The sequence below is a fragment of the Shewanella sp. NKUCC01_JLK genome (genome assembly GCF_019345615.1).
GTDB lineage: Bacteria > Pseudomonadota > Gammaproteobacteria > Enterobacterales > Shewanellaceae > Shewanella > Shewanella oncorhynchi.
Genome location: NZ_JAHKRD010000004.1, coordinates 1 through 26,223, shown reverse-complemented (window position 1 = coordinate 26,223; position 26,223 = coordinate 1). Strand labels below are relative to the sequence as shown.

Sequence of the window (26,223 nt, the reverse complement as noted above, 5' to 3'; positions counted from 1 at the left end):
TAGCCCGTAGATCGAGCCATACCTTAATAGACATAAAATTGTCATTTTTGTAATTTTTTTACATTCAAGGTTGGAAAAGTTGGCAAAATCGCTTCTAATAGTCATCAGTGAATTCCGAGTTAAAACTGCTACCTGAGAAGGATGTTTTTCATGGCCAATACATTAGAGCAACTCAAGTTATATACCACTATCGTCGCTGACACAGGCGACATCGAAGCGATTAAACGCTACCAACCTGAAGATGCGACCACTAATCCATCACTCATCTTGAAAGCGGCTCAAATTCCTGAATATGAATCCCTTATAGATAACGCTATCGACTGGGCAAAATCACAAAGTACCGATCTCGTGCAGCAACTTGATGATGCCAGCGACAAACTAGCGGTCAATATCGGCGTAGAAATACTGAAACTCGTTCCAGGCCGTATTTCAACTGAAGTTGATGCCCGTTTATCATTCGATAAAGAAAAATCAATCGCTAAAGCCCATAAATTGGTTCGCCTATATAAAGAAGCGGGTGTAGATAAATCACGCATTCTGATCAAACTCGCTTCAACTTGGGAAGGCATTTGTGCCGCTAAAGAACTAGAGCAAGAAGGCATCAACTGCAACTTAACCCTACTATTTAGCTTTGCTCAAGCGCGTGCGTGTGCCGAAGCGGGTGCTTATCTCATTTCTCCTTTTGTAGGCCGCATACTTGATTGGTACAAAAAAGATACGGGTAAAGATTACAATGCCGTAAATGACCCTGGTGTCATTTCAGTGACTGAAATTTATAACTACTACAAACAACACGGTTTTGACACTGTTGTTATGGGTGCAAGTTTCCGTAATATCGGTGAAATTATTGAGCTAGCAGGTTGCGATCGTCTGACCATTGGCCCTTCTCTATTAGAAGAACTGGCTAATTCGCAAGTTGACATCACACCTAAACTGGTTGCAGCAACGACCACTGTCGCTGCAGAACCCCCATTGACTGAAGCACAATTCCGTTGGGACTTTAACCAAGATCCAATGGCGGTTGATAAGCTTGCCGAAGGCATTCGAAACTTTGCGATAGACCAAGGTAAGCTCGAAGTCATGCTCACGGCTAAGCTCGCGAACTAAGCACTCTGGAGACGGTGAAATGACACTCTTGACCCAAAGCTCAACATGGCAAGCTTTATCAGCACACAGTAAAAATGTTCCGCATATGCGGGAATTGTTTGCAACTGACGCGGCACGTTTCAATAAAATGTCGCTATCAGCCTGTGGTTTATTACTGGATTACTCTAAAAACAGAGCAACAGCGGAAACGCTGGATCTGTTATTTGCGTTGGCAAGCAATAGCAAACTTGAAGCAAAAATCAAAGCGATGTTTGCAGGTGAAATCATTAACACCACAGAGAAGCGCGCCGTACTGCACACAGCGCTTCGCAGTACTGCAGAACAATCGATTATTGCCGAGGGTCAAGACATAGTTCCTGAAGTTCAACAAACTCTAGATAAGATGCAAGGGTTTGTGAACTCAGTGACGTCAGGTCAATGGAAAGGTTACACAGGTAAAGCGATAACCGATATTGTAAGTATTGGTATTGGCGGCTCTTTCCTAGGCCCCAAAATCGTCTCTCAAGCGTTGCGCCCTTATTGGAACCCAGAATTAAATTGTCACTTTGTAGCAAACGTCGACGGGACTTCTATTAGTGAGAAGCTGAAGTTACAGGATCCTGAAACGACCTTGTTCATCATGTCATCCAAATCTTTCGGGACACAGGAAACCTTAACTAATACCCTCACCGCAAGAGACTGGTTCCTAGCGAAAGGCGGTTTGCAGTCTGATGTGGCAAAACACTTTGTCGCAGTCACTTCAAACGTGGCAAAAGCGACAGATTTTGGTATCGATGCAAACAATATTTTCCCTATGTGGGATTGGGTTGGTGGCCGTTACTCTCTCTGGTCAGCGATTGGCTTGCCGATTGCACTTTTGATCGGTATGGATAACTTCAGGGCTCTACTCACGGGTGCGCATCAGATGGATGAGCACTTCGCCACAGCGCCACTGACAGAGAATATGCCGGTTATCATGGGATTACTCTCCCTATGGTACGGAAACTTCTTTAATGCTCAGTCCCATGTCGTATTAACCTACGATCATTACCTACGTGGTTTACCCGCTTATTTCCAGCAGCTCGATATGGAAAGTAACGGTAAGTCAGTTACCTTAAATGGTACTGATGTTGACTACAGCACAGGTCCCGTCATTTGGGGGGGCGAAGGCACTAATGGCCAACATGCCTACCACCAGCTATTACATCAAGGTACCGCACTGATCCCTGCCGATTTCATTATGCCGCTGCAAAGCCATAATCCTATCGGTGAGCACCATGACCAATTGGCGTCAAACTGCTTCGGTCAAACCCAGGCCTTAATGCAAGGTCGTACTTTTGATGAAGCTTTAGCCGAACTTGCTAATAGCGCATTATCCGCCACAGAGAAGCAGCTGATCGCTCAACATAAAGTCATGCCTGGTAACAAGCCGAGCAATACCTTACTTATGGATAAGCTCACTCCAAGTACCCTAGGCGCTTTAATTGCCTTGTATGAACATAGAACCTTCGTTCAAGGTGCTATTTGGGATATCAACTCCTTCGATCAATGGGGTGTAGAACTCGGTAAGAATCTCGGTAACGATGTGTTAGCACGCATTGGCGCAGAGCAAGATTCCGATGCTTTAGATGCCTCAAGCAACGCATTGATTAACCTTTATCGACAAGGCAAAATCTAATCGAACAAAAAGCCAGCAATTGCTGGCTTTTTAATTCTACCCCGTTCTTTTTATTAAATTTTCCTGCTTAACTCCGCTCTACTTCTGCATATAACATCAATGACATATCACTCAAAGTTCATTTCAACTTAACACAAATGAAACATAATTCTTGCACCCTGTTTTAAAAATATGTTATTTAATCGCTGACAAAACATACAACAACAGGAGGTTGCCATGGATCGTTTAGATTATGGTTGTGCGCTAGATGAAGTCGTTGAAAGACCCGATCGTTCGCGAGGCTCCAATAAAAAGCGTAAATGGCGTGAGATCGAAGCGTTAAAAGATAAGCATCGTTTACTCAAAGAACTCCAAGAAATCGATAATAACTTTAACTACGACATTGATGCTATCCAGTTGTAATTACATGTTTATATGAGCTAGTTATCATTTCAAACATGAATAGAAAAGCGCCCTTTGGCGCTTTTTTTATTTACAACTATTGGAGCAAACAGAATATAAGCGGGGTATGACCTTACGAGCCGAAGCTTTAAAAAACACATCAAAAAAACCAGTACGTTACGATAAAAACCAACGTCATCGACACCGATAATACTTTACAAATCCCAACCAACTTTGGCTCACGAGACATCGCCGTCAGAATCAAAAATGTGCTCCTCAGCCGTATAAAAACACCAGCTTAAGCCCACAACATGTGCCCAATAAACTAAAGAGTATTAGTCAGACGCTGTGAGATAAACCCGTAAATCTTCAAATTCTTTCTGCTCTCGATCCAGAAACAAAGGATCATCGATCAGCGATTTCTGACACTCTAACTCAATAACTTGCCAATCTTGCTCAGTTAAACTTTTGGCTAACAAAGGAAATATTTCCCGTTCCTCCATCTGCATATGTCGCTCTTGCAATGCGACATACTCTGCAAAATCAACAATCAGTTTCTCGCGGGCAACCACAATATCACTGAGGATCAAGTTTAAAGTCGCCATCAAGGTGGCCGAGGATTGGATCACCGACTCATGTTCGGCACTCAATTTATCGATAGTATCGTTCGTTTTATGGGCTAGGTAGTAGGCATAAATAATGTCTTCAATGGGATGATGGCAACGTTCAGCATATCCTTGCATATATTCAACAATATCGCGCACTACGCTGAAGTTGATTGACTCACCTTCGGATAGTTTCATCTGCTTGTTTTTTAAAACATTTAGCAATACAGCTATATGTTTATGATCATGCATGAGTCTTTTAAGCATAATGCCTCCTGAATATGGGTCTGACTATTGATACTAGCCAAGTCGTGAACTAACACCAATATAACAGGCTAAAACCTGTTCACTTTATGATGTTGATCAAGTAAATCACATACCAAACAGTAAACAGACCACAAACATTAGCACGTCTCGGCATATTTCAGGGAAATTTAGCTGTTTATCTCACCACTTTGCGATTTCTAATCACTTTTTTATTCGTAAATACCACAACCACATAGTCATTTGGCAAGTTGATGTAATTGCTGTTGTAGCTTTTTAAACTCAAGTATTAATACTTGCTGCGATTCGATTAGCTGCGCTTCATCGACATCCTTAACTGCAAGATACGGGTAGTCCTTGAGAAGTTTTTGTTCCAGCACGAATGCTTGCTCAGTCTCCTTCGCTTCGATGAGGACTTGTAACCGATGTAAATACTCAGTCAATGACACTTGATTGATTTCAGCAGGCTCAGATAATTTTGGTGCATTCATAGACCTTGCAGCGATAGCAGGGTTAATTGCATCCTGCTGCTCAGTTGCTCCCAATGCGGCTTTAGCTTGCTGCATTTCCGTCTGTCTTTTATGTTCAGCTACAGCTTCTGTTTGCATGTTTAAAGATTGCATCGCTTCAGTATCAGCCATTCTTGCCATCGTTTGTGGCGCGGGGGCACTCATCACCATAGGACTTGGAACAAGTGTATCTTCGACTTGAGGTGGATTCAGCACCAGCAGACCAACAACAAGCACTAACGATACCGCGCTCGATAACGCCCAAGGATGGCGTCGCCAGACGGAACTTGGCGCTTCAACGGCGGTTATTTTGCTTTGATGCATTTCAGCTAAGTGAGTTTGCGCCAGCTGTAAGATATCTTGATCGAGTTGCTGCGGTGGAACCTCTAAGGCCTGTTGGCGATACCAAGCTAATACCTGCTGTTGCAGCGCAATCTCATCGGCATTTGAAGAAGAATTACTCATGACCCGCCTCCTGCCATTTCGCGCTGACACAATCTTTTAGGCTTTGGTAAGCATAACGAATACGGCTTTTAGTCGCTTCTAAGGTCACGCCCGCAATGTCGCTAATGATGACAGCCGTAAAACCCATTTCAATATTCAGGATAAATGCCTCTTTCTGAACTTGGGGTAACAGTGTGATACAGGTCTTTAGCAATAAGCTCTTTTGCGCTTCTTGCCACTGCACATCGGGTTTATCTTGCTCACCCGCCACAAAAGTATCGAGTCCTGCATCATCTTCATCAGTAGCGACTAAATCCACGGGCTTAACCGCCCGAACATGATCAATCAATAAGTTATGAGCGATACGATATAGCCAAGTAGTAAACTTAGCATTGGCTTCATAGTTAGCCGCAGCGCGGATCACCCGCCCCCAGGTTTCTTGATACAAATCTTCAGCTAACTGCTTATCACCTAACTGGCGTACAAAATAGCGATAGAGTGCACCTTTGTGCTTCAGGTATAACTGTTCAAATGCTTTTGAATCGCCCTTGGCATAGCACAACATCAATTGCTCATCTGAGTGCTCATGGTTTGATAATTGCGCTATTGCTAATGCCACGGGAAATTCCTCATCATTGGGGTTAGCCCCACGAATTTACTTTTACTATTGTAATCTCTCATTGCGCGTATTGCTCTTGTCTCTCACTGGCTCGCCATGAAGCTTATCTTGGGGAGGAAAAGGTTTATCCGTACCATCGAATACCTTCTTAATCGGCACATGATTAGATTGCTCTATGGCCGCGGCGGTTTCCATTAATTGCACAAACTCATGGCGATATCCAAAGGGATCGTCCCCTAATGCCGAACGTGCTAACTGGCTTAACTTAATATAATCAAATTGATGTAGATAATGGCTGCCATTCAGTAATTGCCCTAATCCTGCAACCGCTGCTGCAAATCTAAAATCATCACTCGCTTGTTCTAACAGCTTAACATTTTGGTCTAACCTGATGGGATAACTCAGTAACTGACTCTGTGTTTGCTCTGGCAGCTTATATCTCAGTTTAAGGAAAGCGATTTCTTCACGGCTGTATTTTTCTTGCCCCGTTTGAGCATCAACGCCATATCTGAGTTTATCATTCGCCATCTGCCCTGCTTCAACATATCTTAATTCATATAAGGCAGTCACTGTATGACCCGCGCCAATTTCGCCCGCATCCACCTTATCGTTGTTGAAATCCTCCTGTGCTAAAGCACGATTCTCATAACCGATTAGACGATACTCAGACACTAAGGCCGGATTAAACTCCACTTGCACTTTGACGTCTTTAGCAATAGTGAACAAGCTTGAACTTAACTCGTCCACCAGCACTTTTCGCGCTTCATTCAGGGTATCGATATAGGCATAGTTGCCATTGCCCTTATCCGCTAATTGCTCCATGAGTTGATCGTTGTAATTCCCCAAACCGAACCCTAAGGTTGTCAGGCCAATACCATGATCTTTTTCCTTCTCAATCAAGGCAATCAAATCATCAAAATCTGTCATACCAACGTTGAAATCACCATCAGTCGCGAGGATGACTCGATTAATACCATGGGGGATAAAATGCTTTTTCGCCAATTGATAGGCTTGTGTGATTCCTTGCCCACCATTGGTTGAACCACCTGCGCTCAATTGCTCTAACGCATAGGTTAAAGTTTGAGTGTCATTACCCGACGCGCCATCGAGCACCACACCAGCAGCCCCAGCATAAACCACAATAGAAACTTTATCCTGCGCGCTTAATTGCGCCGTCAGCAACTTGAGTGCTGTTTGCAGTAAAGGCAATTTATCTGCAGATGCCATAGAACCTGACACATCGAGCAAAAAGACTAAGTTACTGGCGCCTAACTGAGATTTAGGTAAGTCATACCCTTTAAGACCAATCCGTAACAGCATCATGTCATCGTTATAAGGGGATGGCGCAAGCTCTGTCGTAACGCTAAACGGCGCGGCATTTTTAGCAGGTAAGGGATAGTCGTAGGAAAAATAATTGAGCATTTCCTCAACTCTGACTGTACCTTTCTCGGGCAAGCGCCCTTCCCTCAGCATTCGTCTTAAGGTGGCATAACTACCAGTATCGACATCGATGGAAAACGTCGATACTGGGATTTCTCCTGCCACCATGATGCCATTTTGCACCAGCGGCTCGAATTTATTTTGTGCTAACGGAATCGCGGCATAGTCTGACGGCATTGGGGCTATGTTCATTCCCATCACTGCACCATGGGTAGACATTTGCATCGGCGCCGCGACTCTGGCCATCTTAGTAGCATCACGCATTTCAGCACGGCGCAGTGACACTTCTTTATGACTCTGCTCGGCTTGCAGCTCCGCTGGTCGTTGTTGAGCCTCAGAGCCTTTACCGCCACAGGCCGTTAAACTCAGCATGACTAAGAATAAAGCTGCGCTATTGCTCGCCGATATGTTGGCGTTTCCCCAAGGTAATAAGGAATGTGCAATGGTTTTCTGGGAGTATATTGTTTTCATGTCGAATGCCTTTGATGTTGACCTAAGGCTGTAAACGGCGCAGATGACTAAAAGGGTTAAAGTATCAAAATATTTTACAAACCACTCTTAAATGAGAATCAAACAGCCTCCAAGCACACTATTTATACAAAACAAAGTATTTTCAATCGTTTTTGCAATCAAGCTCACACTGCGTCTTGTATCAGGTCACTAAAATAGAAGCTTGTTACTCGCCTCGCTATGGGACCCACTCGTGTCACACTCAGCTCATTTGTTTTCCCTAAGAATCGCCCACGCACTCACAGAAGCTTGCGTGAAGGATAAGTATTCGTTTAAACGTTTTGGGCAAGATCTTCTTGCAGGTCTCACTGTCGGCATTATTGCCATTCCGTTAGCAATGGCATTAGCCATTGCCAGTGGAGTTGCACCTCAATACGGTTTATACACTGCGATTGTCGGCGGCTTTATTATCGCCATATCTGGCGGCTCACGTTATAGCGTGTCAGGCCCGACAGCGGCATTCGTAGTATTGCTCTATCCGATAGCCCAACAGTTTGGTTTAGCAGGATTATTAATCGCGACTGTGATGTCCGGAATGATACTCGTCGGCATGGCAATGCTGCGACTTGGCCGATTAATTTTGTATATCCCTGAATCCGTCACCTTAGGCTTTACCGCGGGGATAGGTGTCGTCATCGCGACCTTGCAGCTCAAAGATTTTTTCGGACTCGAGATAGCCCAGATGCCAGAGCAATATCTGGCTAAGTTGATGACATTAGCTCAAGCGCTACCCTCGGTGCATTTACCTAGCCTACTGGTAGCATCCGCGACCTTAGCGACTATGCTACTTTGGCCAAAACTCAAAACACCCGTGCCAGCGCACCTTCCAGCTATTATACTCGGCACTATGTTCGCCTTGGTTCTCAATGCCATGGGTGCAGATATAGAAACCATAGGAACCCGTTTTCACTATCAACTGAGTGATGGCACCACAGGCATGGGAATTCCTGCCGTATTACCCAGTTTCGAATGGCCTTGGCTGCAAGCTGGCGCGAATGGCCAAGCCTTTCAGTTTAATCTCGCGACCTTTCAAGCCTTATTACCTGCAGCCTTTGCCATTGCCATGTTAGGCGCAATTGAATCGCTACTTTGTGCAGTGGTGCTCGATGGCATGACAGGTAAACGTCACAGTGCCAACAGTGAATTACTAGGGCAAGGTATAGGTAATATCATCACACCGTTTTTTGGTGGTATTCCAGCCACTGCAGCAATTGCCCGTAGCGCGGCAAACGTCAAAGCAGGCGCTCAGAGCCCGATAGCGGCGATGATCCACGCCATAGTAGTCTTAATTGGTTTAGTCGCCTTAGCGGGCGTATTAGCTTATTTGCCCATGTCAGCCATGGCAGCCCTGCTACTTGTTGTGGCTTGGAACATGAGTGAAGCCCACAAAGCGCTGCATTTAATTAAAACTGCGCCCACCAGCGATATCATGGTTTTTGTCAGTTGCTTTTCATTAACGGTTATTTTCGACATGGTGATCGCCATCAGTGTGGGAATTATCCTTGCTGCCTTGCTGTTTATGAAAGAAATTGCCGAGATGACAAAGCTTTACGATATCAGCACCAACAAGCGTTATGTGGATCAAGAGCTACCTGCCGATTGGACTGTCCTCAAAATTAACGGGCCGCTATTCTTCGCTGCTGCTGACCGCATTTTCTCCGAAATCGCGAGTCTCACCGAAGATAAACAAGTGATAGTGCTTTATCTCGATGGAGTATCTATTCTGGATGCGGGAGGATTAGCCGCACTGACGAAACTGATTGAAAAATGCAAAGCGAATAAGACTAAGCTCATTATCGCCGATCTGCAGTTCCAGCCCATCCGAACGCTGGCGAGAGCGAAGATCCAGCCAATTGAAGGTGTATTGAAGTTTTACTCGACCCTACGTGAAGCAATGACAGAAGCGCCAGTTATCACTCAGCAAACAGAAATTACTACGGATAAGCAAATACTGTAAACCTTGCAACCCAATATCAGCAGCTTATGACTGCAAACTAATGCCAAAGGCCAACCTCAGTGTTGGTCTTTTTTATTGCTCCATCACCTCATCTATTCATCGCCGCGAAAGACGTTTTTTCACACGCAAAAACGGGCAGAAATCGCTAGGATCATGGTATTATTCAGCGCCATGATGCTAGCTACCGATGACGGCGAGACAAGCATCAACTGTACCTAGACCTGAAACAAGGTCAAAATATAATTAAAATTAGTGAGTTAAGGAGTTATCATGCAAGCCCTTGTTGCTGTTGTTATGGGTTCTAAAAGTGATTGGCCCACGATGGAAGCCGCCGCTGAGATAATGGATAAACTGCAAGTGCCTTATCATGTTGAAGTGGTTTCCGCCCATAGAACGCCAGATAAACTCATGGAGTTTGCAGCCTCTGCCGCCGAACGTGGTTTTAAAATCATCATTGGTGGCGCCGGTGGTGCAGCGCACTTACCCGGTATGATTGCCTCTAAAACTCGCTTACCCGTATTAGGTGTACCAGTCCAAAGTAAAGCCCTGTCAGGTATGGATAGCTTATTGTCTATCGTTCAAATGCCAAAAGGGATCGCTGTCGGTACCTTAGCCATAGGCACAGCGGGCGCATTCAATGCGGGATTATTGGCCTGCCAAATCCTTGCGAATAACGATGCAGAATTAGCGGCTCGTGTTGACGCTTTCAGAGAAGAACAGACCCGTGCGGTACTGGACAATCCAGACCCGAGGGAAGTCTAATGACCCAGACAAACACTAAACCTAAGGTTTGGGTATTAGGTAATGGTCAGCTGGGCGCCATGTTGACCCACGCTGGTGAGCCATTAGCGATTGAAGTTAACGCCGTCGATATCATGACGCCTACGGATGACATTCTGCCACTCGCGCCCCACGACATTATTACCGCCGAGCGCGAACAGTGGCCAGAGTCCGCCCTGAGTTTACAACTCAGCTCACACCCCCATTTTGTTAATGGTCCGGTATTTAGCCGTTTAGCCGACCGTTTTAGCCAAAAGAGTCTACTCGACCAGCTCAGCGTTCCCACAGCGCCTTGGACCTTAGTCGACGATAACACCCAAGTCGATACCCTGTATCAGCACTATGGTCCTAGAGTCTTGATGAAACGCCGTACTGGGGGTTATGACGGTAAAGGTCAACATTGGCTAAAAGAAGCCGAAGCGGGTGATATTCCAAACGATTGGCGTAACCTTGCGATTGCTGAGCAAGCGATTAATTTTGATGAAGAAGTATCATTGGTTGGCGTGCGTACTCGCGAAGGCGAATGCGTGTTTTATCCGCTGACGCTGAACTTGCATCAGGACGGCATTTTAATGGCGTCGATTTCGCCACTGGCACGCTTAACCCCCTTACAAACCCAAGCCGAAACTATGCTCAGCGCTATTATGCACGAGCTTGAATACGTTGGCGTGATGGCGATGGAATGCTTCCGTGTTGGCGATGAGTTACTGGTGAATGAGCTGGCGCCGCGAGTGCACAACTCTGGCCATTGGACTCAAGCCGGAACCCATATGGATCAATTCCAGCTGCATCTTAGAGCACTTTGCGGAATTGCAATCCCACAGCCACAAGTGAATTTTCAGTGTGTTATGGTCAACCTTATCGGTATCGATAATGACCCTCGCTGGTTAAGTTTGCCCAATGCTGAGTTGTACTGGTACAACAAAGAAGTTCGCCCGGGTCGTAAAGTCGGACATTTAAACCTATCAGTGCCAAATCAAACTGTGCTCAACCAGAGCATAGCCGCACTGCAAACTTGGATGCCAATCCAATACCAAGCACCATTAACTTGGATATTGGCCGAATACGCAGAAAATTCGCGTTAATTCAGTATTTAGTACCAAAATCACTGATATGAAATTGTTCACAGTTTCATATCAGTTTATATTTCAATTTTCGTTATATACTTAACTGAACTCAGTGTGAATACGTTAGTGATGTATAGCATTCAATGATTACTAGCAATGACACAGATAAAGGAATAGTCGAGTGAAATTAAGGGATAATTTCAAACGTAAGACCATAGATCGCTTAGATTATCGCTATCATCTGCTACTGCTTATAGTGCCGATATGTCTATTCATCCTGCTGTTTATCTTTAATGCACCCACAGAAAATTGGACTATCCTGCCCTTACTGTTTGTTTGCATCATTTATATTTTTGCCTACAGCCTAATTTACTATTTGCATCAGGGGCGTTTAACTCGACTATGGCAGCATTTAGAGCAAGTCGTCACCATCAACGATGCCATCTATGAACTCGCCCATCTCTCGAGTCATTATAAAAATGAGCATGCCTTTCTGGACGCCTTACTCAATAAAGCCGTGTACGTGATTAATGGTGCCGAAATGGGCAGCATCATTAAAATCAACGAGGTGAATAATAAACTGTATTTTGAATCTGTCGTGGGGCTCGATTTAGCAAAGCTCAGACAACTGGATTTTACCTTAGAGCAAACTTTTGAATATCGACTCACTGAAGGGAGATGCGATCAAGTGGTGGTCATCAATGATATGAAGAATATCAATGCGGCTAGCACCTTAACGGAAGATGATCAAAAAGTGTTACTCTCAGTGTCGAAGCAGCCGATACGCTCAACCCTGTCTAGCCCTATTCGTATTGATGGCAAACTGTATGCCATGCTCAATCTCGATAGCAGTAGCCTTGGCGCCTTTAGCGATTACGACCGCAATCTTGTCTCTATCCTAACTCACGAAGCTAGCAATGCCATTGCGCTCTATCAGAAGTCACTGCAGATCACTAAACTTGCCAATTTTGATCCATTAACAGGACTTTATAATCGAAAGAATTTTGAAGATGAACTGCACCACTGGCAGCACAAGCCTCACTTAGGCAGTTTTTTAATTATTATCGATATGGACAATCTCAAGTCCATTAATGATGCCTATGGGCACCAGATGGGTGATGTTGCCATCAAGCGAACAGCCACCGCCATGCTCACCTATTGGCAAAATAAAGGCATTATTTCCCGTTTTGGTGGCGATGAGTTTGTCGCTTTATGCCATGGGCCATTAGCTCAAATTGAACAGGACTTAGATGATATGCGCAAAACCTTGAATCAAGGTTCAGAGCTTAGCCTAGGTTTTAGTTTTGGTATTGCCCCCTTCGAAGCCGATTGGTATCAATCCTTTAAGACTGCAGATCATGCTATGTATGAGCAAAAACGTGCGAAGAAAAAAGCCATTCAGGCATTAGAAACCTTCGCAGTGAAAGCGCAATAAATCAATTGAAGTCAGTTGCTGCAGCCGATGTCAAAAGGCTAATATCAACAATCAGTAAGTGTCGGAGTTGAATATTTGAGTTTACTATCTCAATTAGCTATCTCGATTAAATATCTAAATTGAACACCGACAGTCAGCCATTCTCACTTAGGTGGCTGACAATGATATAAAAACGTAATCTTAACCAAAAAATAAACGCCACAGCCAAGATGAATCTAAATCTTCTTGGCAGGTTTTATATTGAGCCGCGTAGCGTTTCGACCTTTCATCCACCCTATTCGCCACTTTCACTAACCACGCCTTAGATTTATAACTGCCACGGCGATAACCGCCCCAGCCTTCGTGATAATTAAGATACTGCGCCCGCGCATCCCATTTAGATACGCCATTTATCTTATGGGTTTTGCTAATAAACCAGCCCATAAAATCCAAGGCATCATCGAAATCACTGCGGCTCGACCAACTGTTTCCCGTCTCACGCACATAATCATCCCACGTCATGGTCTTAGCCTGCGCATACCCATAGGCATCACTGGCACGGCCAATAGGGATAAAACCTAAAAAGTATTCCATCGGTGGCGCGGCATTGTGTTTGAATGAGCTCTCTTGATACATCATAGCTAACGGCACATGCACTGGCACACCCCATTTATCACGGACATCTTTAGCGGCATCGTACCAATCTCGGTGTTCTTGAAATATCTCACACAAATTTTCGGGAGACTTAGGCGGAGATGTCGCGCAACCTGATAAGATGCCGAGACTTGCGCAGAGTAAGATAGCGGAGGATTTATTCATTAATATCATGTTCTTTGGAGAGTTAGCTCGCGTCATGATGTCATAGACTCAGGCTGAGGCAAGCATAAAAAGCCTTTTTTGCGCTTAGAAGATCTCAACGCTAGGGGCTAAATCAATATGACTTAAATCGTATGTTGCTGGCTTACCACTTGAACTTAACACTTTGGCTATTTCGTTTCGGGACTCAGCTCAAACTGACACTCATGATCTTCTTGCTGCCACACGCCGGGTTCCCAATACGCAGTGTCTTTACCCATATAGCGCTTATCAGTGTGAAATAACGCACCGATATGATAACGCTGATGACTTTCGACATTGAGCTTGAATACTTTGGGTGTCCGCGCTGCAAGCGTGACTGACAAACTTGGATCATCAATCAGCTCCGCAACGGTAAATTCATATTCGCCAGGCGCTAACTGATAATTAGGCTTAGAAACGACTGCCAGCCCGTTTAAATGGGTCACCACCACTCGATACCAGTGAGTACTGGCATCGGGCTGCAAATAACCCGACACAGTACCACAGCCCAGTGGATCTTCAGGTGACGTGGCGCAGCCAGATAACAAGGCACTGAACCCAACCAAAGCTACGCGGGCACGTAGGCCAGTGAAAGAGAATAACCCCTCTTTCACAGCTTCACTCCAAAGTAATCTTCCAGATAATCATCGAATGAAACTGCACTCTGCGCCGCCTCTAGTTCAGCTTGCTTGTTAAGCGAACTGGATGCTTCAGCTTGATACTGCGCTATGGTCTCGCTCGACAAGGGATAATCGATAAAGTATTGGTAGTATTGCTGCGCTAACGTCATCACCCACTGACCATGATCTTGGCCCTTGTTGATCACGTTTTGAAGTACTTGTCCCGACAGGGTTAAATTCGGATCTTCAGCCGCTTTACGCCAATGGGCCAAAGCCACTTGATAATCCGTCCCCTCACCATCGAGCAATACTGCCAAAGGTTGCAAGGCATCAAACAACTCTTCTAACCAAGATTTAAGCGAACGTGAACCGTCTGCAGTTAATAACTCAAGCCCAGGTTTACGGCCTTCAAGCACCACAGCTTTAAGATTCGCGCTTAATCTCGCCTCTTCGCTCGCCTCAGACTTAGGCGACTGCGTTAATAAACAATAGAGTAGGAATAAATCGAGGAAACGTACTTGTGTCGACTCAATGCCAACTGGGCTAAATGGATTAACATCCAACGCTCTCACTTCAATGTATTCCACCCCAGCACGGGCCAAAGCTTCAGACGGTTTCTCGCCACTACGTGTGACCCGTTTCGCACGGATTGGCGAGTAGAACTCGTTTTCAATCTGCAATACATTGGCATTAAGTTGACGATACTCACCATCGACTTTAACGCCGATATTAGCAAAGTTTGCTGAAGGCATTTTAGTGGCAGCATTCACGCCAGCCAGATACTCAGGCAAAGAGTTATAGCTGATATTTAGATCTTCTTGCTCTTTGTTGGTGTAGCCTAAATCACTCATACGCAACGAAGTGGCATAGGGCAGATACAGAGTTCCATGGCCCGTTTTTTCAAACTTGAGGTCGGTTTTTTGATCTTTAATAAAGGAGCTACATAACGCTGGCGAGGCACCAAATAAATAAGGTAGTACCCACACTAAACGGCGATAGTTACGGATCAAGCCGAAATAGGATTCTGAAATAAAATCATCGTAAGTTAACTCTTTATCACTTAACTCATACAGGCTTTGCCATAATTCTTGCGATACCGAAAAGTTAAAGTGCACCCCAGAGATGATCTGCATCAGGGCACCATAACGATAGGTTAACCCCTTACGATACAAGGTTTTCATCATGCCAGTATTCGATGAGCCATAGCGGGCAACGGGGATCTGTTGCCCATCTTTCACATAGCAAGGCATGCTCACGGGCCACAAACGCTGACCATTTAAGTGGCGCACGCTGAAAGCATGAGTCTCCGTTAACCCAGTGAGAAGTTGCTCAACATTGTGATTTACTGGCGTAATAAACTCGAGCAAGGCTTCACTGTAATCCGTCGTAATACGTGAATGCATTAACGCCGAGCCTAAGGCTTCGGGATGCGAGTCTGTAGCGAGATAACCAAACTCATCAATCCGCAACGCCTCACGTTCTATGCCACGTAACATACCCAAGAGTGCGGTGCGCCCATTGGCGTCCGAGAGATATTGTACTAATTCATTGAATGACTTCAATTTGCGCTTCTCTAATTGGTGATTCGCTATCGCGACAAGGTTAACAGTCAGACCTTTATTTTGAGGCTTATCTTGCAAAATATGCCTCAAAATAAATCTAAACCTGTCTGTGGGGCAAGCCAAATTCACACCTTGTATGATTAAAAGCAGACGGTGACAGCTAATGCTGTCACCGTCTTTCGATGTAAATCCGGTAAATATGGGGCAAATAGTCGTTAACTAATGCACCCGTCTATCTACCTATATAAGGGCGAAATACTAATTTACAATACTAAAGTTTCAATTGGATAGCCCAATACCGCTAAATCCGCTTCAATTGTCGCTTTATCTCCCACCACCAGAATCACCATTTTATTGATATCTAGCTCGGAAGCCGCGAGGGCATTGAGTTCATCTTTTGTTACAGTATTAATGATCTTGTCCTGTTGAGTCGTAAAATCTTGACTCAATTGGTAACGTTGGATCATCCGCATAAAGCCCGCTTTTTGATATGGTGTTTCATAATCAAGAGCTTGCCCTTGAGAGACTGAATTACGCATAAAGGCAAGTTCAGCATCTGTCATGCCCTGCTGCTGATAAGCACTGATTTCTTTTACAAACTCAATGAGTGCTTTCGCCGTCACGTCACTGCGAACGTTACTTGATGCGACAAAATCGCCCACTTCAGCACCGCCAGTAAAACGAGTGCGAGCACCATAGGTATAACCTTTATCCTCACGTAAATTTAGGTTGATACGGCTATTGAATGCGCCGCCTAACGGATAATTCATCAGATAGGATTTAAAATAATCGCCTGTGGCATCGTAAGGTAATGCGCGCTTGGCAATATTGATTACCGATTGCGCCGCACCAGGTTTATCAATCACATAAATTGTGCCGCCTTTTAATGCAGGGAGTGGCTTAAGTGGCGGTACCACAGCAGCTTCTCCTTTCCACTGGTTTAATCCCGCTAATTTAGGCAGCAATGCAGATTCAGATAAATTAGCAACAGTGACAATTTTAGCGTTGCCGCCTTGATACTGCTGGGCATAAAATGCTTTTACATCGGCTAACGTAAGCGCCGCGACAGAATCGAGCGTGCCGAGATCATTCACACCTAACGCATTGTCTTTACCGTATAACAAAGACGACAACGCCGTATCAGCCAGATAGCTAGGATCGGACTGCATATGCTGGATCTGTTGTAATTGCTGTTGTTTCACTCGCGCAAAGTCAGCTTCGCTGAATGCTGGCTGAAACAGCTTTTCTTCCATAATCGCCAGCGTCTCATCTAAATGTGCTGTCAGAGCCGATACTTTGATCGAACTTTGATATTCAGACGCACTAAAGTCGACACTACTACCTAGCATTTCTAAGGCTTGTGATAGTCCTTCACTGCTGCGCTTCTGACTCGATTCATTAAGCATTTCCGCAGTCAGCGTTGCTAAGCCTGCTTTTTCGACGGGTATGAGTCTGTGGCCACCATTGAGATAAACAATTAACTCAACTGTTGGTGTTTCAGTACTTTGAGTGCCCATGACTTCGATGCCATTGGCTAAGGTTTTTGTCCAAATTTTAGGTACTTTGAGCATAGGTGCAACGCCAGATGCAGGCATCTTAGTCCGATCAAAACTTGAAACAAGTTCAGGCTTGGGCAAATCCCCCTCTACCGCAGTGTGTGCAATCGGCAACGTTGCAGGCGTGAAGTTATCCGCATGGGCAATAAGTGACGTCATTCCCTGCGGCACCACACTCATAACCACCATAGGTTTATCTTTAATGTATTGCTTAAACACGCGCATCACATCGTCTTTGGTCACATTGGCATAACGATTCAGATCTGAGGCAATCATGTTCGGATTGCCCGACAGCGTTTGGTTCATCGCTAAGGTCGACACTTTGCCAGAAACACTCTGCAGGCTATAAATGGTATCAGCCTCAAACTGCACTTTGACTTTTTGCAGATCGTCATCGGTAACGCCACGTTGCTCAAACTCCTTAATCGAGTCGAGGATACGTTGCTCCAGATCCGCCAGTTTGCCGCCCTTTTCAGGATTGGCTAAAGCATAAATCGACATCTGACACGCAAGCTCTTGACAAGGATGACTCACATTAGCCTGCACGGCATAACCGTCCTTAACCAAGTTTTTATATAATAAGGATGTTTTACCACCACCTAAAATATTGGCTAACAGATCGAGCGCGGCCTCATCTGAATGTCTAGCGTATACGGTTGGAAAACCAATACGGATCAAAGGCAAGTGCACTTGATCTTCCATGGAGAGGTAACGCGTCTTGTCTAAGTTAACCAGCGCCTTTTGCTCTAACGAGACTTCAGGACCACGGGGGATTTCACCAAAATATTTATTGACCCAGGCTAAGGTTTGCATTTCATCGAAATCGCCACCTATGGTCAAGGTCGCATTGTTAGGGCCATACCAACGTTGGAAAAAGTGTTTAACATCGTCAACCGTGGCGCGATTAAGATCGTCCGGCCAGCCAATTACAGGCCAAGAATAAGGATGACCGACAGGATACATAGCTTGGCTAAAACGCTCACTCATGCGGCCATAGGGCTGATTATCGATACGTTGTGCACGCTCGTTTTTGACGGTTTCGCGCTGCACTTCGAATTTTTCACTAGTGAGTGCGGGCAACAAAAAGCCCATACGGTCCGACTCGAGCCACAACATTTTTTCTAATTGATTGTTGGGTACTGTCTCAAAGTAATTGGTTCTGTCGGTATTGGTCGTGCCATTTAGGGTACCACCGGCTTCGGTAACCACTTCAAAATGCTGTTCATCGGCAACATGCTGCGAGCCTTGGAACATCATGTGTTCAAATAAATGCGCAAATCCCGAACGCCCAGCTAATTCACGGGCAGAGCCCACATGATAAGTGACGTCGACATGCACTAAGGGATCGGAATCATCTTGATGTAAAATAACCGTTAACCCATTGGCTAATTGGTACTTTTTGTAGGGGATCCCTACTTGCGAATCGGCCAATTGCACATTTTCGATAAGTTTAACGCCTGTGGGCAAGTTCGCCGTAGTCGTTTCAGATGCACAACCCGCAAGTGCGGCAGAAATTGCGACCGCTAATATCCATTTCTTCAAAACATTCCCCTCATACATCAATGGGCCAAAAATACAGCTTCATAATCATAGTGCTGCGTTTAGTCATAGTGCGCTTAAATGATTAAGCATTGGGATTTATGACTCGCAAAATTAACACTAAGTTCCTATCTATACAGTAAATTCAGTCTAAACGGAAAAACACTCCACACCCTTGACCATTAAATGCATCCTAGCGCCATCATGCCATCCATTGCAGCACGGCAGCGGCAATAATTAAGTAACGAATTGTTTTACCAATTAAAATAATCACCAAAGAGGAAATTAGCGGTAGCCTCAACCAACCCGCCAATAAACAAAGAATATCGCCGATAATCGGTGCCCATGAGAGTAACAACGCCCATACGCCGTAGCGTTCAATCAAGGCGAGCCCCTTTGCGTGTTTACCTGTCGCTAACGCTTCTGGTGATTTTGCGAGGCGACCTAAGCGACCTAAATAGAAACTGGTCATCGCGCCCAACGTATTGCCAATACTAGCCACCACGACCAGCGCAACCCAAGCCTCTGGGGTATTGTTTAATAACGCCACGAGTAAGACTTCAGATCCCCCCGGTAACAAAGTGGCCGCTAAAAAAGCGCCGGAGAACATAATACCTAACTCAGTCATAATGGCTTACTCAATGATAAATCTCTCTTTTTGTATTCAATGCGATGAGGTTTGCCATGGGTTAATTGAATGTTTCACTTAATCTTTTTACAACAAACTCACTTATCACAATAAGTTATAAGAAAAACGGTTTGTTATAACCCTAGCTCTGTCGATACAATAGGTTAACTATGGCAGGCAATAACCATGCGCATGACTGAGAGCGCGTTAACATCACGCTCAACTCGTTAAATACGAATCCTATCATCGCAGGCCTATTGGCTCACTCTTAATTTATTTTTCTGGAATATGCATGATCCTTCAAACCATTAGCCGCATTCCGTTTTGGCAAAAAGTCTTAGCAGGCTTTATCTTAGGTGCGCTCGTTGGCGTTATTTTAGGTGAAAGCGCCACAGTGCTAAAACCATTAGGTGACCTGTTCATTGGGGCCATTAAGATGTTGGTCGCACCTTTGGTATTTTGTGCCATTGTCGTGAGTATCACATCACTCAACTCGCAAACCAGCCTGAAACGCCTGAGCTTGAAAACTTTGGGTATGTTCATGCTGACAGGCACAATCGCCTCTCTGATCGGCTTAGCTGTTGGCTCAATGATCGACATGGGTGGCACCATGCAACTCACAACGACTGAAGTGCGCGAGCGTAATATTCCCGGTTTCGCACAAGTGTTGCTCGACATGATCCCTGTCAATCCTTTTGCTTCACTCGCTGAAGGCAAGGTACTGCAAATTATCGTGTTTGCAGCTTTGGTAGGTATCGCTATCAATAAAGTCGGCGAGAAAGCAGAGCCATTAAAACGCACCATTGAAGCAGGTGCTGAAGTCATGTTCCAACTGACTCGCATGGTCTTAAAACTCACTCCTATCGGCGTGTTTGGTTTAATGGCATGGGTTGTCGGTGAATATGGTTTATCGACTCTACTGCCTTTAGGTAAGTTTATCGGGGCTATCTACATTGCCGCCTTTATCCACATCATCTTTGTTTACGGTGGCTTAGTGAAATTTGTCGGTGGTTTAAGCCCACTGCAATTTTTCCGTAAAGCTATGCCAGCACAGTTAGTCGCATTTAGTACTTCCTCAAGTTTTGGTACTTTACCTGCGAGTACTCGCGCAGTCGAAACCATGGGCGTATCAAAGCGTTATAGTGCCTTTGTGATGCCATTAGGTGCGACCATGAACATGGACGGCTGTGGGGGTATTTACCCTGCGATAGCCGCTATCTTCATCGCTCAAATTTACAATATTCCGCTCGACACACTGGACTATGTGATGATCGCCGTGACTGCAACAGTGGCTTCTGTTGGTACCGCTGGCGTACCAGGAAGTGCGATGGTGATGTTAACTGTCACCTTAGGTGTGATTGGTCTGCCACTTGAAGGCATTGCCTTTATCGCCGCGATTGACCGTATTATCGATATGATCCGCACAGCAACTAACGTGACGGGCGATATGATGACTGCTGTTGTGATTGGTAAATCCGAAAATGAACTCGATGAAGTACAGTTCTATTCGAACGACAATCAAGACATTACACCTGTGAGTTCGTAGCAATAACAATACTGGATCGAAGCCACTGCGCTAAGCCATTAGTAATATTAGGTAAATTACGCAGATGATGTAAATGAAGAGACCGCTTCGGCGGTCTCTTTTATTATCCTGCAAACAGTCTTTAATCTATTGGCTTTAGAAGCCACAATCGACTTCGACAGTCTCTATCAACTGCAAAATAGGTTACTCAAATAAGATCAAGCTGTTAGACTCTAAAACTACTCTAACTCACACTTTAGCAGAACAGACAATGACGAGACTCTTCCTTATCCCGCTGATCCTATGTTTGTTTTGGGCGTTATTTTTAAAAGCCAACAAACTCACGCTAAAACAAGGCCGGCGAGGTTTTATCTACATTATCGGTATAGGTGGCGGGCTGATTTTAATCCTTATGGCATTACTCTGGTTAACGGCTTAGGTTAATACCAAGGATTCATTTTCTAAATTAGTGACTTAACAAAAAGCCAACTCAATACTGAGTTGGCCTTAGTGATAAAACAGCGTTAACGACTAGAATAAATTCGAAGATAAACCCGCTAAATTTACCCACTCAGTCAAGCCCAATCAGTTAACCCACTCTGTCATCAACCCAGCACGGCAAGTAAAATCCCCGCAGCCACAGCAGAACCTAACACTCCCGCCACATTGGGACCCATGGCGTGCATTAACAAGAAGTTGTGTTGGTTGGCCTCTAATCCAACTTTGTTCACGACTCGTGCTGCCATAGGCACAGCCGACACCCCTGCGGCACCAATCAACGGATTAATCTTACCACCCGACAACTTACACATCAGTTTTGCCATCAATACACCTGCAGCAGTACCAATGCCAAATGCTAAAGCTCCCAATACCAAAATTCCTAAGGTTTCCAGTCGCAGGAATTGGTCGGCAGATAACTTAGAACCGACAGCTAGACCTAAGAAAATCGTAACGATATTGATAAGCTCGTTCTGCGCCGTTTTCGATAATCTATCCACAACGCCCGATTCGCGCATCAAGTTACCAAGACAAAACATACCCACTAACGGCGTGGCTGCAGGTAGGAAGAGAATCGTTAATCCCAGTACCATCAAAGGGAAAATGATCTTTTCCTTCTTACTGACTTCGCGCAACTGCTCCATTTTAATTTCGCGCTCGGCTTGAGTTGTCAGTAACCGCATGATCGGCGGTTGAATAATCGGGACTAACGCCATGTAGGAATAGGCCGCGACCGCAATCGCCCCCAATAACTCAGGCGCCAGTTTTGAGGCAAGGAAAATCGCCGTTGGTCCATCGGCACCGCCTATAATCGCAATGGCCGCTGCATCCTTCATGGTGAACTCAAATCCCGGCACTAAGTTCAGCGCGATTGCGCCAATCAGTGTCGCAAAAATCCCAAACTGCGCAGCCGCCCCTAATAACAGGGTTTTAGGATTCGCAATCAAGGCGCTAAAGTCAGTTAGCGCACCAACACCCATAAAGATCAACAGTGGGAACACCCCAGTCTCAATCCCCACATGATAGGCGTAATACAGGATGCCACCTTCTTCGGTAAATCCCGCATGGGGAATGTTCGCCAGCACTGCACCAAAACCAATGGGCAACAATAGCAAAGGCTCAAATCCACGTACGATGGCGAGATACAAGAGCAAAGCGCCCACTGCCATCATTAACACTTGCCCGCCAGTAAAGTGAGCGATACCTGTCTCGGCCCAAAAAGCCATTAAACCTTCCATAATGACTCCTACGCCAAGGCCAGTAATTGAGAACCCACAGACACTGAGTCACCTTCTTTCACCCAGATCTTAGCGATAATGCCATCGCCCTGAGCACGAATTTCAGTTTCCATCTTCATCGCCTCAAGGATGATCACGACATCGCCTTCACACACTCTATCGCCAGGAGAAACATGCACTTTGAAGATATTGCCCGACAGAGGCGCACTCATTTCAAGCCGGATCTCTCCATGGCTCACAGTTGGCGTTGTACTCTCAGTCACAGCTTGCACAGCATGAACACTTTGTCCCTGTGGCTGGATTTGCGAGATCTCACCGCCTGCGGCGACTTCAACTATGTACTCTTGCCCTTCGACTGTTACCGTGTAGGTTTCAGGGCCGCGATCCGCTGTATTAGAAGCATCAAGTACCGAAGTCAATTCAGGTTTAGGCTCAAAGGCACCCGGATCGTCACGATTCTTTAAGAACTGCAATCCTATCTGTGGGAAGAGTGCATAGGTCAGCACATCATCGTCATGCTCTGAAGATAGGCGAATGCCTTGTTCCTGTGCTTTATCAGCTAACTCAAGCCGTAATTTAGCTAGCTCTGGCGTTAATAAATCAGCAGGGCGACATGTAATGGCTTCGGCTCCTTGTAAGACTCTCGCTTGCAATGCGGCATTGACTGGCGCAGGCGTCGCGCCATATTCGCCCTTAAGCACGCCTTCAGTCTCTTTAGTCAGTGACTTATAACGCTCCCCCATCAACACATTAATGACCGCCTGCGAGCCGACAATCTGCGATGTAGGTGTCACTAAGGGCAAAAAACCTAAGTCAGCACGTACGCGGGGAATTTCTTCCAAGACCAAGTCCATCTTATCGGCCGCGCCTTGTTCCTTAAGTTGGCTCTCCATATTGGTCAGCATGCCACCAGGCACTTGTGCACGTAAGATCCGCGAATCAATGCCTTTCAGCGCGCCTTCAAACTTAGCGTACTTCTTGCGTACTTCACGGAAATAAGCGGCAATCTCCTCAAGCAATACCATATCGTAACCAGTCGCACGCTCAGTATCTTCCACCATAGCGATAACGGTTTCAGTAGCAGTATGTCCATAGGTTTGGCTCATCGACGAAATTGCCGTATCGAGCACATCGATACCCGCTTCAATGGCTTTCTGATAAGTGGCGGTACTTAATCCTGTCGTCGCATGACAATGCATAGATAACACGAGTTGCGTTTGGGATTTTAGTCGACTGATAAGCTCAAACGCTTCCATAGGCTTAAGTAAGCCCGCCATATCTTTGATACACAAAGAATCACATCCCATATCTTCGAGACGTTTTGCCATATCAACCCAAGTCTCTATGGTATGCACTGGACTTGTGGTGTATGAGATCGTCCCCTGCGCATGGCCACCAACTTGGCGCACCGCTTTCACCGCAGTTTCGAGATTACGAACATCATTCATTGCGTCAAAAATACGAAATACATCGACGCCATTGGTATGGGCACGCTCAACAAAACGCATGACTAAATCATCGGCATAATGGCGATAGCCTAATAAGTTTTGGCCACGCAGCAGCATTTGCTGCGGCGTATTTGGCATGGCCTTTTTCAACTCACGAATTCTGTCCCAGGGATCTTCACCAAGATAACGAATACAGGCATCAAAAGTCGCCCCGCCCCAAGATTCCAATGACCAGAAACCGATCTTATCGAGTAACGGCGTTATAGGTAACATGTCATCAATGCGTAAGCGCGTCGCTAAAATGGATTGATGTGCGTCCCGCAATACGACATCAGTTAAAAATAATGGCTTAGCCACTGCTGTCGTAGAATTAGATACAAAAGTCATACTGCTCCCCATTACTTAATCTGTGAACGATACTGCTTTACCGCTAGTGAAATCGCAGCGACTAAGCTTGGATCTAAAGGTTTAGCATCAGATTGCGCTACCCTCTGCTGACTTTTAACATGATTTTTAGCAAAACGTGCAGATGCAGCATCGACTGCACACCAACGCGCAACCAAATGAATCCCAAGGATTAGTACACTTAAAAATAAATAAACTAAGCCCATCCCCAAAAACATAATGCCAACGGCATCCAATAAAGATTGCGTTACATCCTCCATAGCTCCCCTCCCCCTTACTCTCTAGATCCCTATCAACAGCGCGATTACCCCAAAATCATCGCTATCGCATTACAAGTTCAAAATTCATCAAATGAACTGCTCACAAACTATGGTTCTTCCGTAAACAGACACATAGCAACCACCAATCAGAAAAATCGAACAGAAAAATCGAATAAAAAATCACATCTTAAAGCTAAATAATCACACAACAAGAAAACCAGCTGAACTCAACCTGCTACAAACATAACCAATTGATAACAAAAAAACCATATCAGTGTAAATTGGTCTTACCAATATTAAGTAAATCCACAGGTAGCAAGTTACTAATCCTCATAAATCGAGCGATTAATTCAATATTCTATAATGAAAAAAGCATAATGTTGAATTTAAGCTGAAGTGATGTCTTAGGCTAAAAAATGATTCCTAAATTGAAAACAACAAGCATAGGAATAAACCAAGTGCAAAAATATGCAAATTTAACAATCCAAGCTACTGCCATCTGACTAAGTGGCAAAATAAAAAGGAATATTGTTCTGAAGACATTGTTTGAAGAAGAGGAATGGGTTCAATCTAGACAAATTAAATCATCCATTTTGACAACTTAAGTATCCGCCTTGGTATCAACGCCGAGAAGTGCCCGACAATACGATCTGTGTATCGAACAGTTACCTTGAGAGATACGTAACAGTATTACCTCAGAAAACCTTAGCCTCTTAGTTATGCGCAGGATTAAGCAATAGGACTAGGGCAAGAACGAAATGAGGAAGCCTAAGAGCGACAAATTGAAATGGCAAGTAAGTTGGTGAGTTGGTGAGTTGGTGAGTTGGTGAGTTGGTGAGTAAAAATAGCGGAGAAACATGCAAGTTGAAAGAAAAACGGACTAATTTCTACAAATTGCAGACGCAAAAAAGCCAGCTTATTCAGCTGGCTTCGTTGCATCTCAATGAGATAATTAGGCGCTTGGCGATGACCTACTCTCACATGGGGAGACCCCACACTACCATCGGCGCGTTTGCGTTTCACTTCTGAGTTCGGGATGGGATCAGGTGGTTCCACAAGGCTATTGTCACCAAGCAAATTCTGTTTATTACCGTGTCCATCTCTGGCTCACGTTAATAATAATTCGGAAAGCTGATTTTTTTGAGTCTTTAACTTTATCAAGTATCTGTATCCAGTCTAAGGCTTTTCGTACGACCTCCATGGAAGGAGGAAGTGCTAGAAAATGTCTGGAACATTTTCAGTAAAACCCATCTGGGTTGTATGGTTAAGCCTCTCGAGTCATTAGTACATGTTAGCTCAACGCCTCACAACGCTTACACACCATGCCTATCAACGTCCTAGTCTCGAACGGCT

At 45.0% G+C, this 26,223-nt stretch carries 21 protein-coding genes and 2 rRNA genes; 9 read left to right on the top strand and 14 right to left on the bottom strand.

The window, feature by feature from the left end; translation table 11 throughout:
* The first annotated feature begins 150 nt into the window (after nt 1-150).
* From tal to KO537_RS05620, 3 genes are all read left to right on the top strand, one after another.
* Entirely contained in the window at nt 151-1,107 is a 957-nt protein-coding gene (gene tal / locus KO537_RS05630; protein WP_028760931.1) for a transaldolase, read from the top strand.
* Nucleotides 1,108-1,126: 19 nt separating this feature from the next.
* Nucleotides 1,127-2,764, top strand: a complete 1,638-nt coding sequence (pgi, locus tag KO537_RS05625; protein ID WP_219234044.1) for a glucose-6-phosphate isomerase — start codon at nt 1,127-1,129, stop codon at nt 2,762-2,764.
* Between the two features lie 216 nt (nt 2,765-2,980).
* The gene (locus tag KO537_RS05620; RefSeq protein ID WP_006080618.1) at nt 2,981-3,166 is read left to right on the top strand and encodes a DUF3545 family protein; all 186 of its coding nucleotides are present in this window, start codon (nt 2,981-2,983) and stop codon (nt 3,164-3,166) included.
* Between the two features lie 314 nt (nt 3,167-3,480).
* Here KO537_RS05620 and KO537_RS05615 read toward each other — a convergent pair whose 3' ends face one another.
* From KO537_RS05615 to KO537_RS05600, 4 genes are all read right to left on the bottom strand, one after another.
* A complete protein-coding gene (locus KO537_RS05615) occupies nt 3,481-4,017 on the bottom strand; it encodes a hemerythrin domain-containing protein (RefSeq protein ID WP_105249947.1) in 537 nt (178 codons plus the stop codon).
* Nucleotides 4,018-4,253: 236 nt separating this feature from the next.
* Nucleotides 4,254-4,988, bottom strand: coding sequence for a hypothetical protein (locus tag KO537_RS05610; RefSeq protein ID WP_219234043.1), 735 nt, complete (start codon nt 4,986-4,988; stop codon nt 4,254-4,256).
* A complete protein-coding gene (locus tag KO537_RS05605) occupies nt 4,981-5,586 on the bottom strand; it encodes a sigma-70 family RNA polymerase sigma factor (RefSeq protein ID WP_219234042.1) in 606 nt (201 codons plus the stop codon). The genes KO537_RS05610 and KO537_RS05605 overlap by 8 nt, the downstream gene beginning before the upstream one ends.
* Before the next feature lie 45 nt (nt 5,587-5,631).
* Nucleotides 5,632-7,497 carry a VWA domain-containing protein gene (locus KO537_RS05600; RefSeq protein WP_219234041.1) on the bottom strand — a complete coding sequence of 622 codons (1,866 nt, stop codon included), beginning with the start codon at nt 7,495-7,497 and terminating at the stop codon, nt 5,632-5,634.
* Between the two features lie 232 nt (nt 7,498-7,729).
* On the opposite strand from KO537_RS05600, the gene dauA reads away from it, so the two are divergent.
* The 4 genes from dauA to KO537_RS05580 all read left to right on the top strand — a co-directional run bounded on the left by dauA (nt 7,730) and on the right by KO537_RS05580 (nt 12,775).
* Nucleotides 7,730-9,493: a C4-dicarboxylic acid transporter DauA gene (gene dauA, locus KO537_RS05595; protein ID WP_173246295.1), complete on the top strand. Its 1,764-nt coding sequence runs from the start codon at nt 7,730-7,732 to the stop codon at nt 9,491-9,493.
* A gap of 270 nt (nt 9,494-9,763) precedes the next feature.
* Complete coding sequence (gene purE, locus KO537_RS05590; protein WP_028760937.1) at nt 9,764-10,255, top strand: 5-(carboxyamino)imidazole ribonucleotide mutase; 492 nt, start codon at nt 9,764-9,766, stop codon at nt 10,253-10,255.
* Nucleotides 10,255-11,358: a 5-(carboxyamino)imidazole ribonucleotide synthase gene (purK, locus tag KO537_RS05585; RefSeq protein ID WP_219234040.1), complete on the top strand. Its 1,104-nt coding sequence runs from the start codon at nt 10,255-10,257 to the stop codon at nt 11,356-11,358. The genes purE and purK overlap by 1 nt, the downstream gene beginning before the upstream one ends.
* A 163-nt stretch (nt 11,359-11,521) precedes the next feature.
* Entirely contained in the window at nt 11,522-12,775 is a 1,254-nt protein-coding gene (locus KO537_RS05580; protein ID WP_106649726.1) for a sensor domain-containing diguanylate cyclase, read from the top strand.
* A gap of 180 nt (nt 12,776-12,955) precedes the next feature.
* On the opposite strand, the gene KO537_RS05575 is transcribed toward KO537_RS05580, so the two are convergent.
* The 5 genes from KO537_RS05575 to KO537_RS05555 all read right to left on the bottom strand — a co-directional run bounded on the left by KO537_RS05575 (nt 12,956) and on the right by KO537_RS05555 (nt 19,496).
* A complete protein-coding gene (locus KO537_RS05575) occupies nt 12,956-13,573 on the bottom strand; it encodes a hypothetical protein (protein WP_275956778.1) in 618 nt (205 codons plus the stop codon).
* A 167-nt stretch (nt 13,574-13,740) separates the two neighbouring features.
* Entirely contained in the window at nt 13,741-14,205 is a 465-nt protein-coding gene (locus KO537_RS05570) for a hypothetical protein (RefSeq protein WP_219234038.1), read from the bottom strand.
* Nucleotides 14,202-15,851, bottom strand: a complete 1,650-nt coding sequence (gshA, locus tag KO537_RS05565) for a glutamate--cysteine ligase (RefSeq protein ID WP_219234037.1) — start codon at nt 15,849-15,851, stop codon at nt 14,202-14,204. Before gshA ends, KO537_RS05570 begins: the two co-directional genes overlap by 4 nt.
* 185 nt (nt 15,852-16,036) lie before the next feature.
* Nucleotides 16,037-18,889, bottom strand: coding sequence for a pitrilysin family protein (locus KO537_RS05560; protein ID WP_219234036.1), 2,853 nt, complete (start codon nt 18,887-18,889; stop codon nt 16,037-16,039).
* Between the two features lie 181 nt (nt 18,890-19,070).
* Nucleotides 19,071-19,496, bottom strand: a complete 426-nt coding sequence (locus KO537_RS05555) for a YqaA family protein (protein ID WP_131525261.1) — start codon at nt 19,494-19,496, stop codon at nt 19,071-19,073.
* A 292-nt stretch (nt 19,497-19,788) separates the two neighbouring features.
* Here KO537_RS05555 and KO537_RS05550 point away from each other — a divergent pair, with 292 nt between their 5' ends.
* Together KO537_RS05550 and KO537_RS05545 are read left to right on the top strand one after the other, a co-directional pair.
* Nucleotides 19,789-21,042, top strand: a complete 1,254-nt coding sequence (locus KO537_RS05550) for a dicarboxylate/amino acid:cation symporter (protein ID WP_219234035.1) — start codon at nt 19,789-19,791, stop codon at nt 21,040-21,042.
* A 250-nt stretch (nt 21,043-21,292) separates the two neighbouring features.
* Nucleotides 21,293-21,460, top strand: coding sequence for a hypothetical protein (locus KO537_RS05545; protein ID WP_168823570.1), 168 nt, complete (start codon nt 21,293-21,295; stop codon nt 21,458-21,460).
* A 166-nt stretch (nt 21,461-21,626) separates the two neighbouring features.
* On the opposite strand, the gene KO537_RS05540 is transcribed toward KO537_RS05545, so the two are convergent.
* The 5 genes from KO537_RS05540 to KO537_RS05520 form a co-directional block, all read right to left on the bottom strand.
* A complete protein-coding gene (locus KO537_RS05540; protein WP_219234034.1) occupies nt 21,627-22,757 on the bottom strand; it encodes a sodium ion-translocating decarboxylase subunit beta in 1,131 nt (376 codons plus the stop codon).
* Between the two features lie 8 nt (nt 22,758-22,765).
* Nucleotides 22,766-24,592, bottom strand: a complete 1,827-nt coding sequence (gene oadA / locus KO537_RS05535) for a sodium-extruding oxaloacetate decarboxylase subunit alpha (RefSeq protein WP_219234033.1) — start codon at nt 24,590-24,592, stop codon at nt 22,766-22,768.
* 11 nt (nt 24,593-24,603) lie between these two features.
* Nucleotides 24,604-24,870, bottom strand: coding sequence for an OadG family transporter subunit (locus KO537_RS05530; protein WP_219234032.1), 267 nt, complete (start codon nt 24,868-24,870; stop codon nt 24,604-24,606).
* A gap of 958 nt (nt 24,871-25,828) precedes the next feature.
* A 5S ribosomal RNA gene (gene rrf / locus KO537_RS05525) occupies nt 25,829-25,944 on the bottom strand.
* Nucleotides 25,945-26,130: 186 nt separating this feature from the next.
* A 23S ribosomal RNA gene (locus KO537_RS05520) occupies nt 26,131-26,223 on the bottom strand; the annotation flags it as partial.

Excerpts from the sequence above, each read along its gene's own strand:
- tal (WP_028760931.1), top strand. The coding sequence starts at position 151 with ATGGCCAATACATTAGAGCAACTCAAGTTATATACCACTATCGTCGCT.
- pgi (WP_219234044.1), top strand. The coding sequence starts at position 1,127 with ATGACACTCTTGACCCAAAGCTCAACATGGCAAGCTTTATCAGCACAC.
- KO537_RS05620 (WP_006080618.1), top strand. The coding sequence starts at position 2,981 with ATGGATCGTTTAGATTATGGTTGTGCGCTAGATGAAGTCGTTGAAAGA.
- KO537_RS05615 (WP_105249947.1), bottom strand. The coding sequence starts at position 4,017 with ATGCTTAAAAGACTCATGCATGATCATAAACATATAGCTGTATTGCTA.
- KO537_RS05610 (WP_219234043.1), bottom strand. The coding sequence starts at position 4,988 with ATGAGTAATTCTTCTTCAAATGCCGATGAGATTGCGCTGCAACAGCAG.
- KO537_RS05600 (WP_219234041.1), bottom strand. The coding sequence starts at position 7,497 with ATGAAAACAATATACTCCCAGAAAACCATTGCACATTCCTTATTACCT.
- purE (WP_028760937.1), top strand. The coding sequence starts at position 9,764 with ATGCAAGCCCTTGTTGCTGTTGTTATGGGTTCTAAAAGTGATTGGCCC.
- purK (WP_219234040.1), top strand. The coding sequence starts at position 10,255 with ATGACCCAGACAAACACTAAACCTAAGGTTTGGGTATTAGGTAATGGT.
- KO537_RS05575 (WP_275956778.1), bottom strand. The coding sequence starts at position 13,573 with ATGAATAAATCCTCCGCTATCTTACTCTGCGCAAGTCTCGGCATCTTA.
- KO537_RS05560 (WP_219234036.1), bottom strand. The coding sequence starts at position 18,889 with ATGTATGAGGGGAATGTTTTGAAGAAATGGATATTAGCGGTCGCAATT.
- KO537_RS05555 (WP_131525261.1), bottom strand. The coding sequence starts at position 19,496 with ATGACTGAGTTAGGTATTATGTTCTCCGGCGCTTTTTTAGCGGCCACT.
- KO537_RS05550 (WP_219234035.1), top strand. The coding sequence starts at position 19,789 with ATGATCCTTCAAACCATTAGCCGCATTCCGTTTTGGCAAAAAGTCTTA.
- KO537_RS05545 (WP_168823570.1), top strand. The coding sequence starts at position 21,293 with ATGACGAGACTCTTCCTTATCCCGCTGATCCTATGTTTGTTTTGGGCG.
- KO537_RS05540 (WP_219234034.1), bottom strand. The coding sequence starts at position 22,757 with ATGGAAGGTTTAATGGCTTTTTGGGCCGAGACAGGTATCGCTCACTTT.
- oadA (WP_219234033.1), bottom strand. The coding sequence starts at position 24,592 with ATGACTTTTGTATCTAATTCTACGACAGCAGTGGCTAAGCCATTATTT.
- KO537_RS05530 (WP_219234032.1), bottom strand. The coding sequence starts at position 24,870 with ATGGAGGATGTAACGCAATCTTTATTGGATGCCGTTGGCATTATGTTT.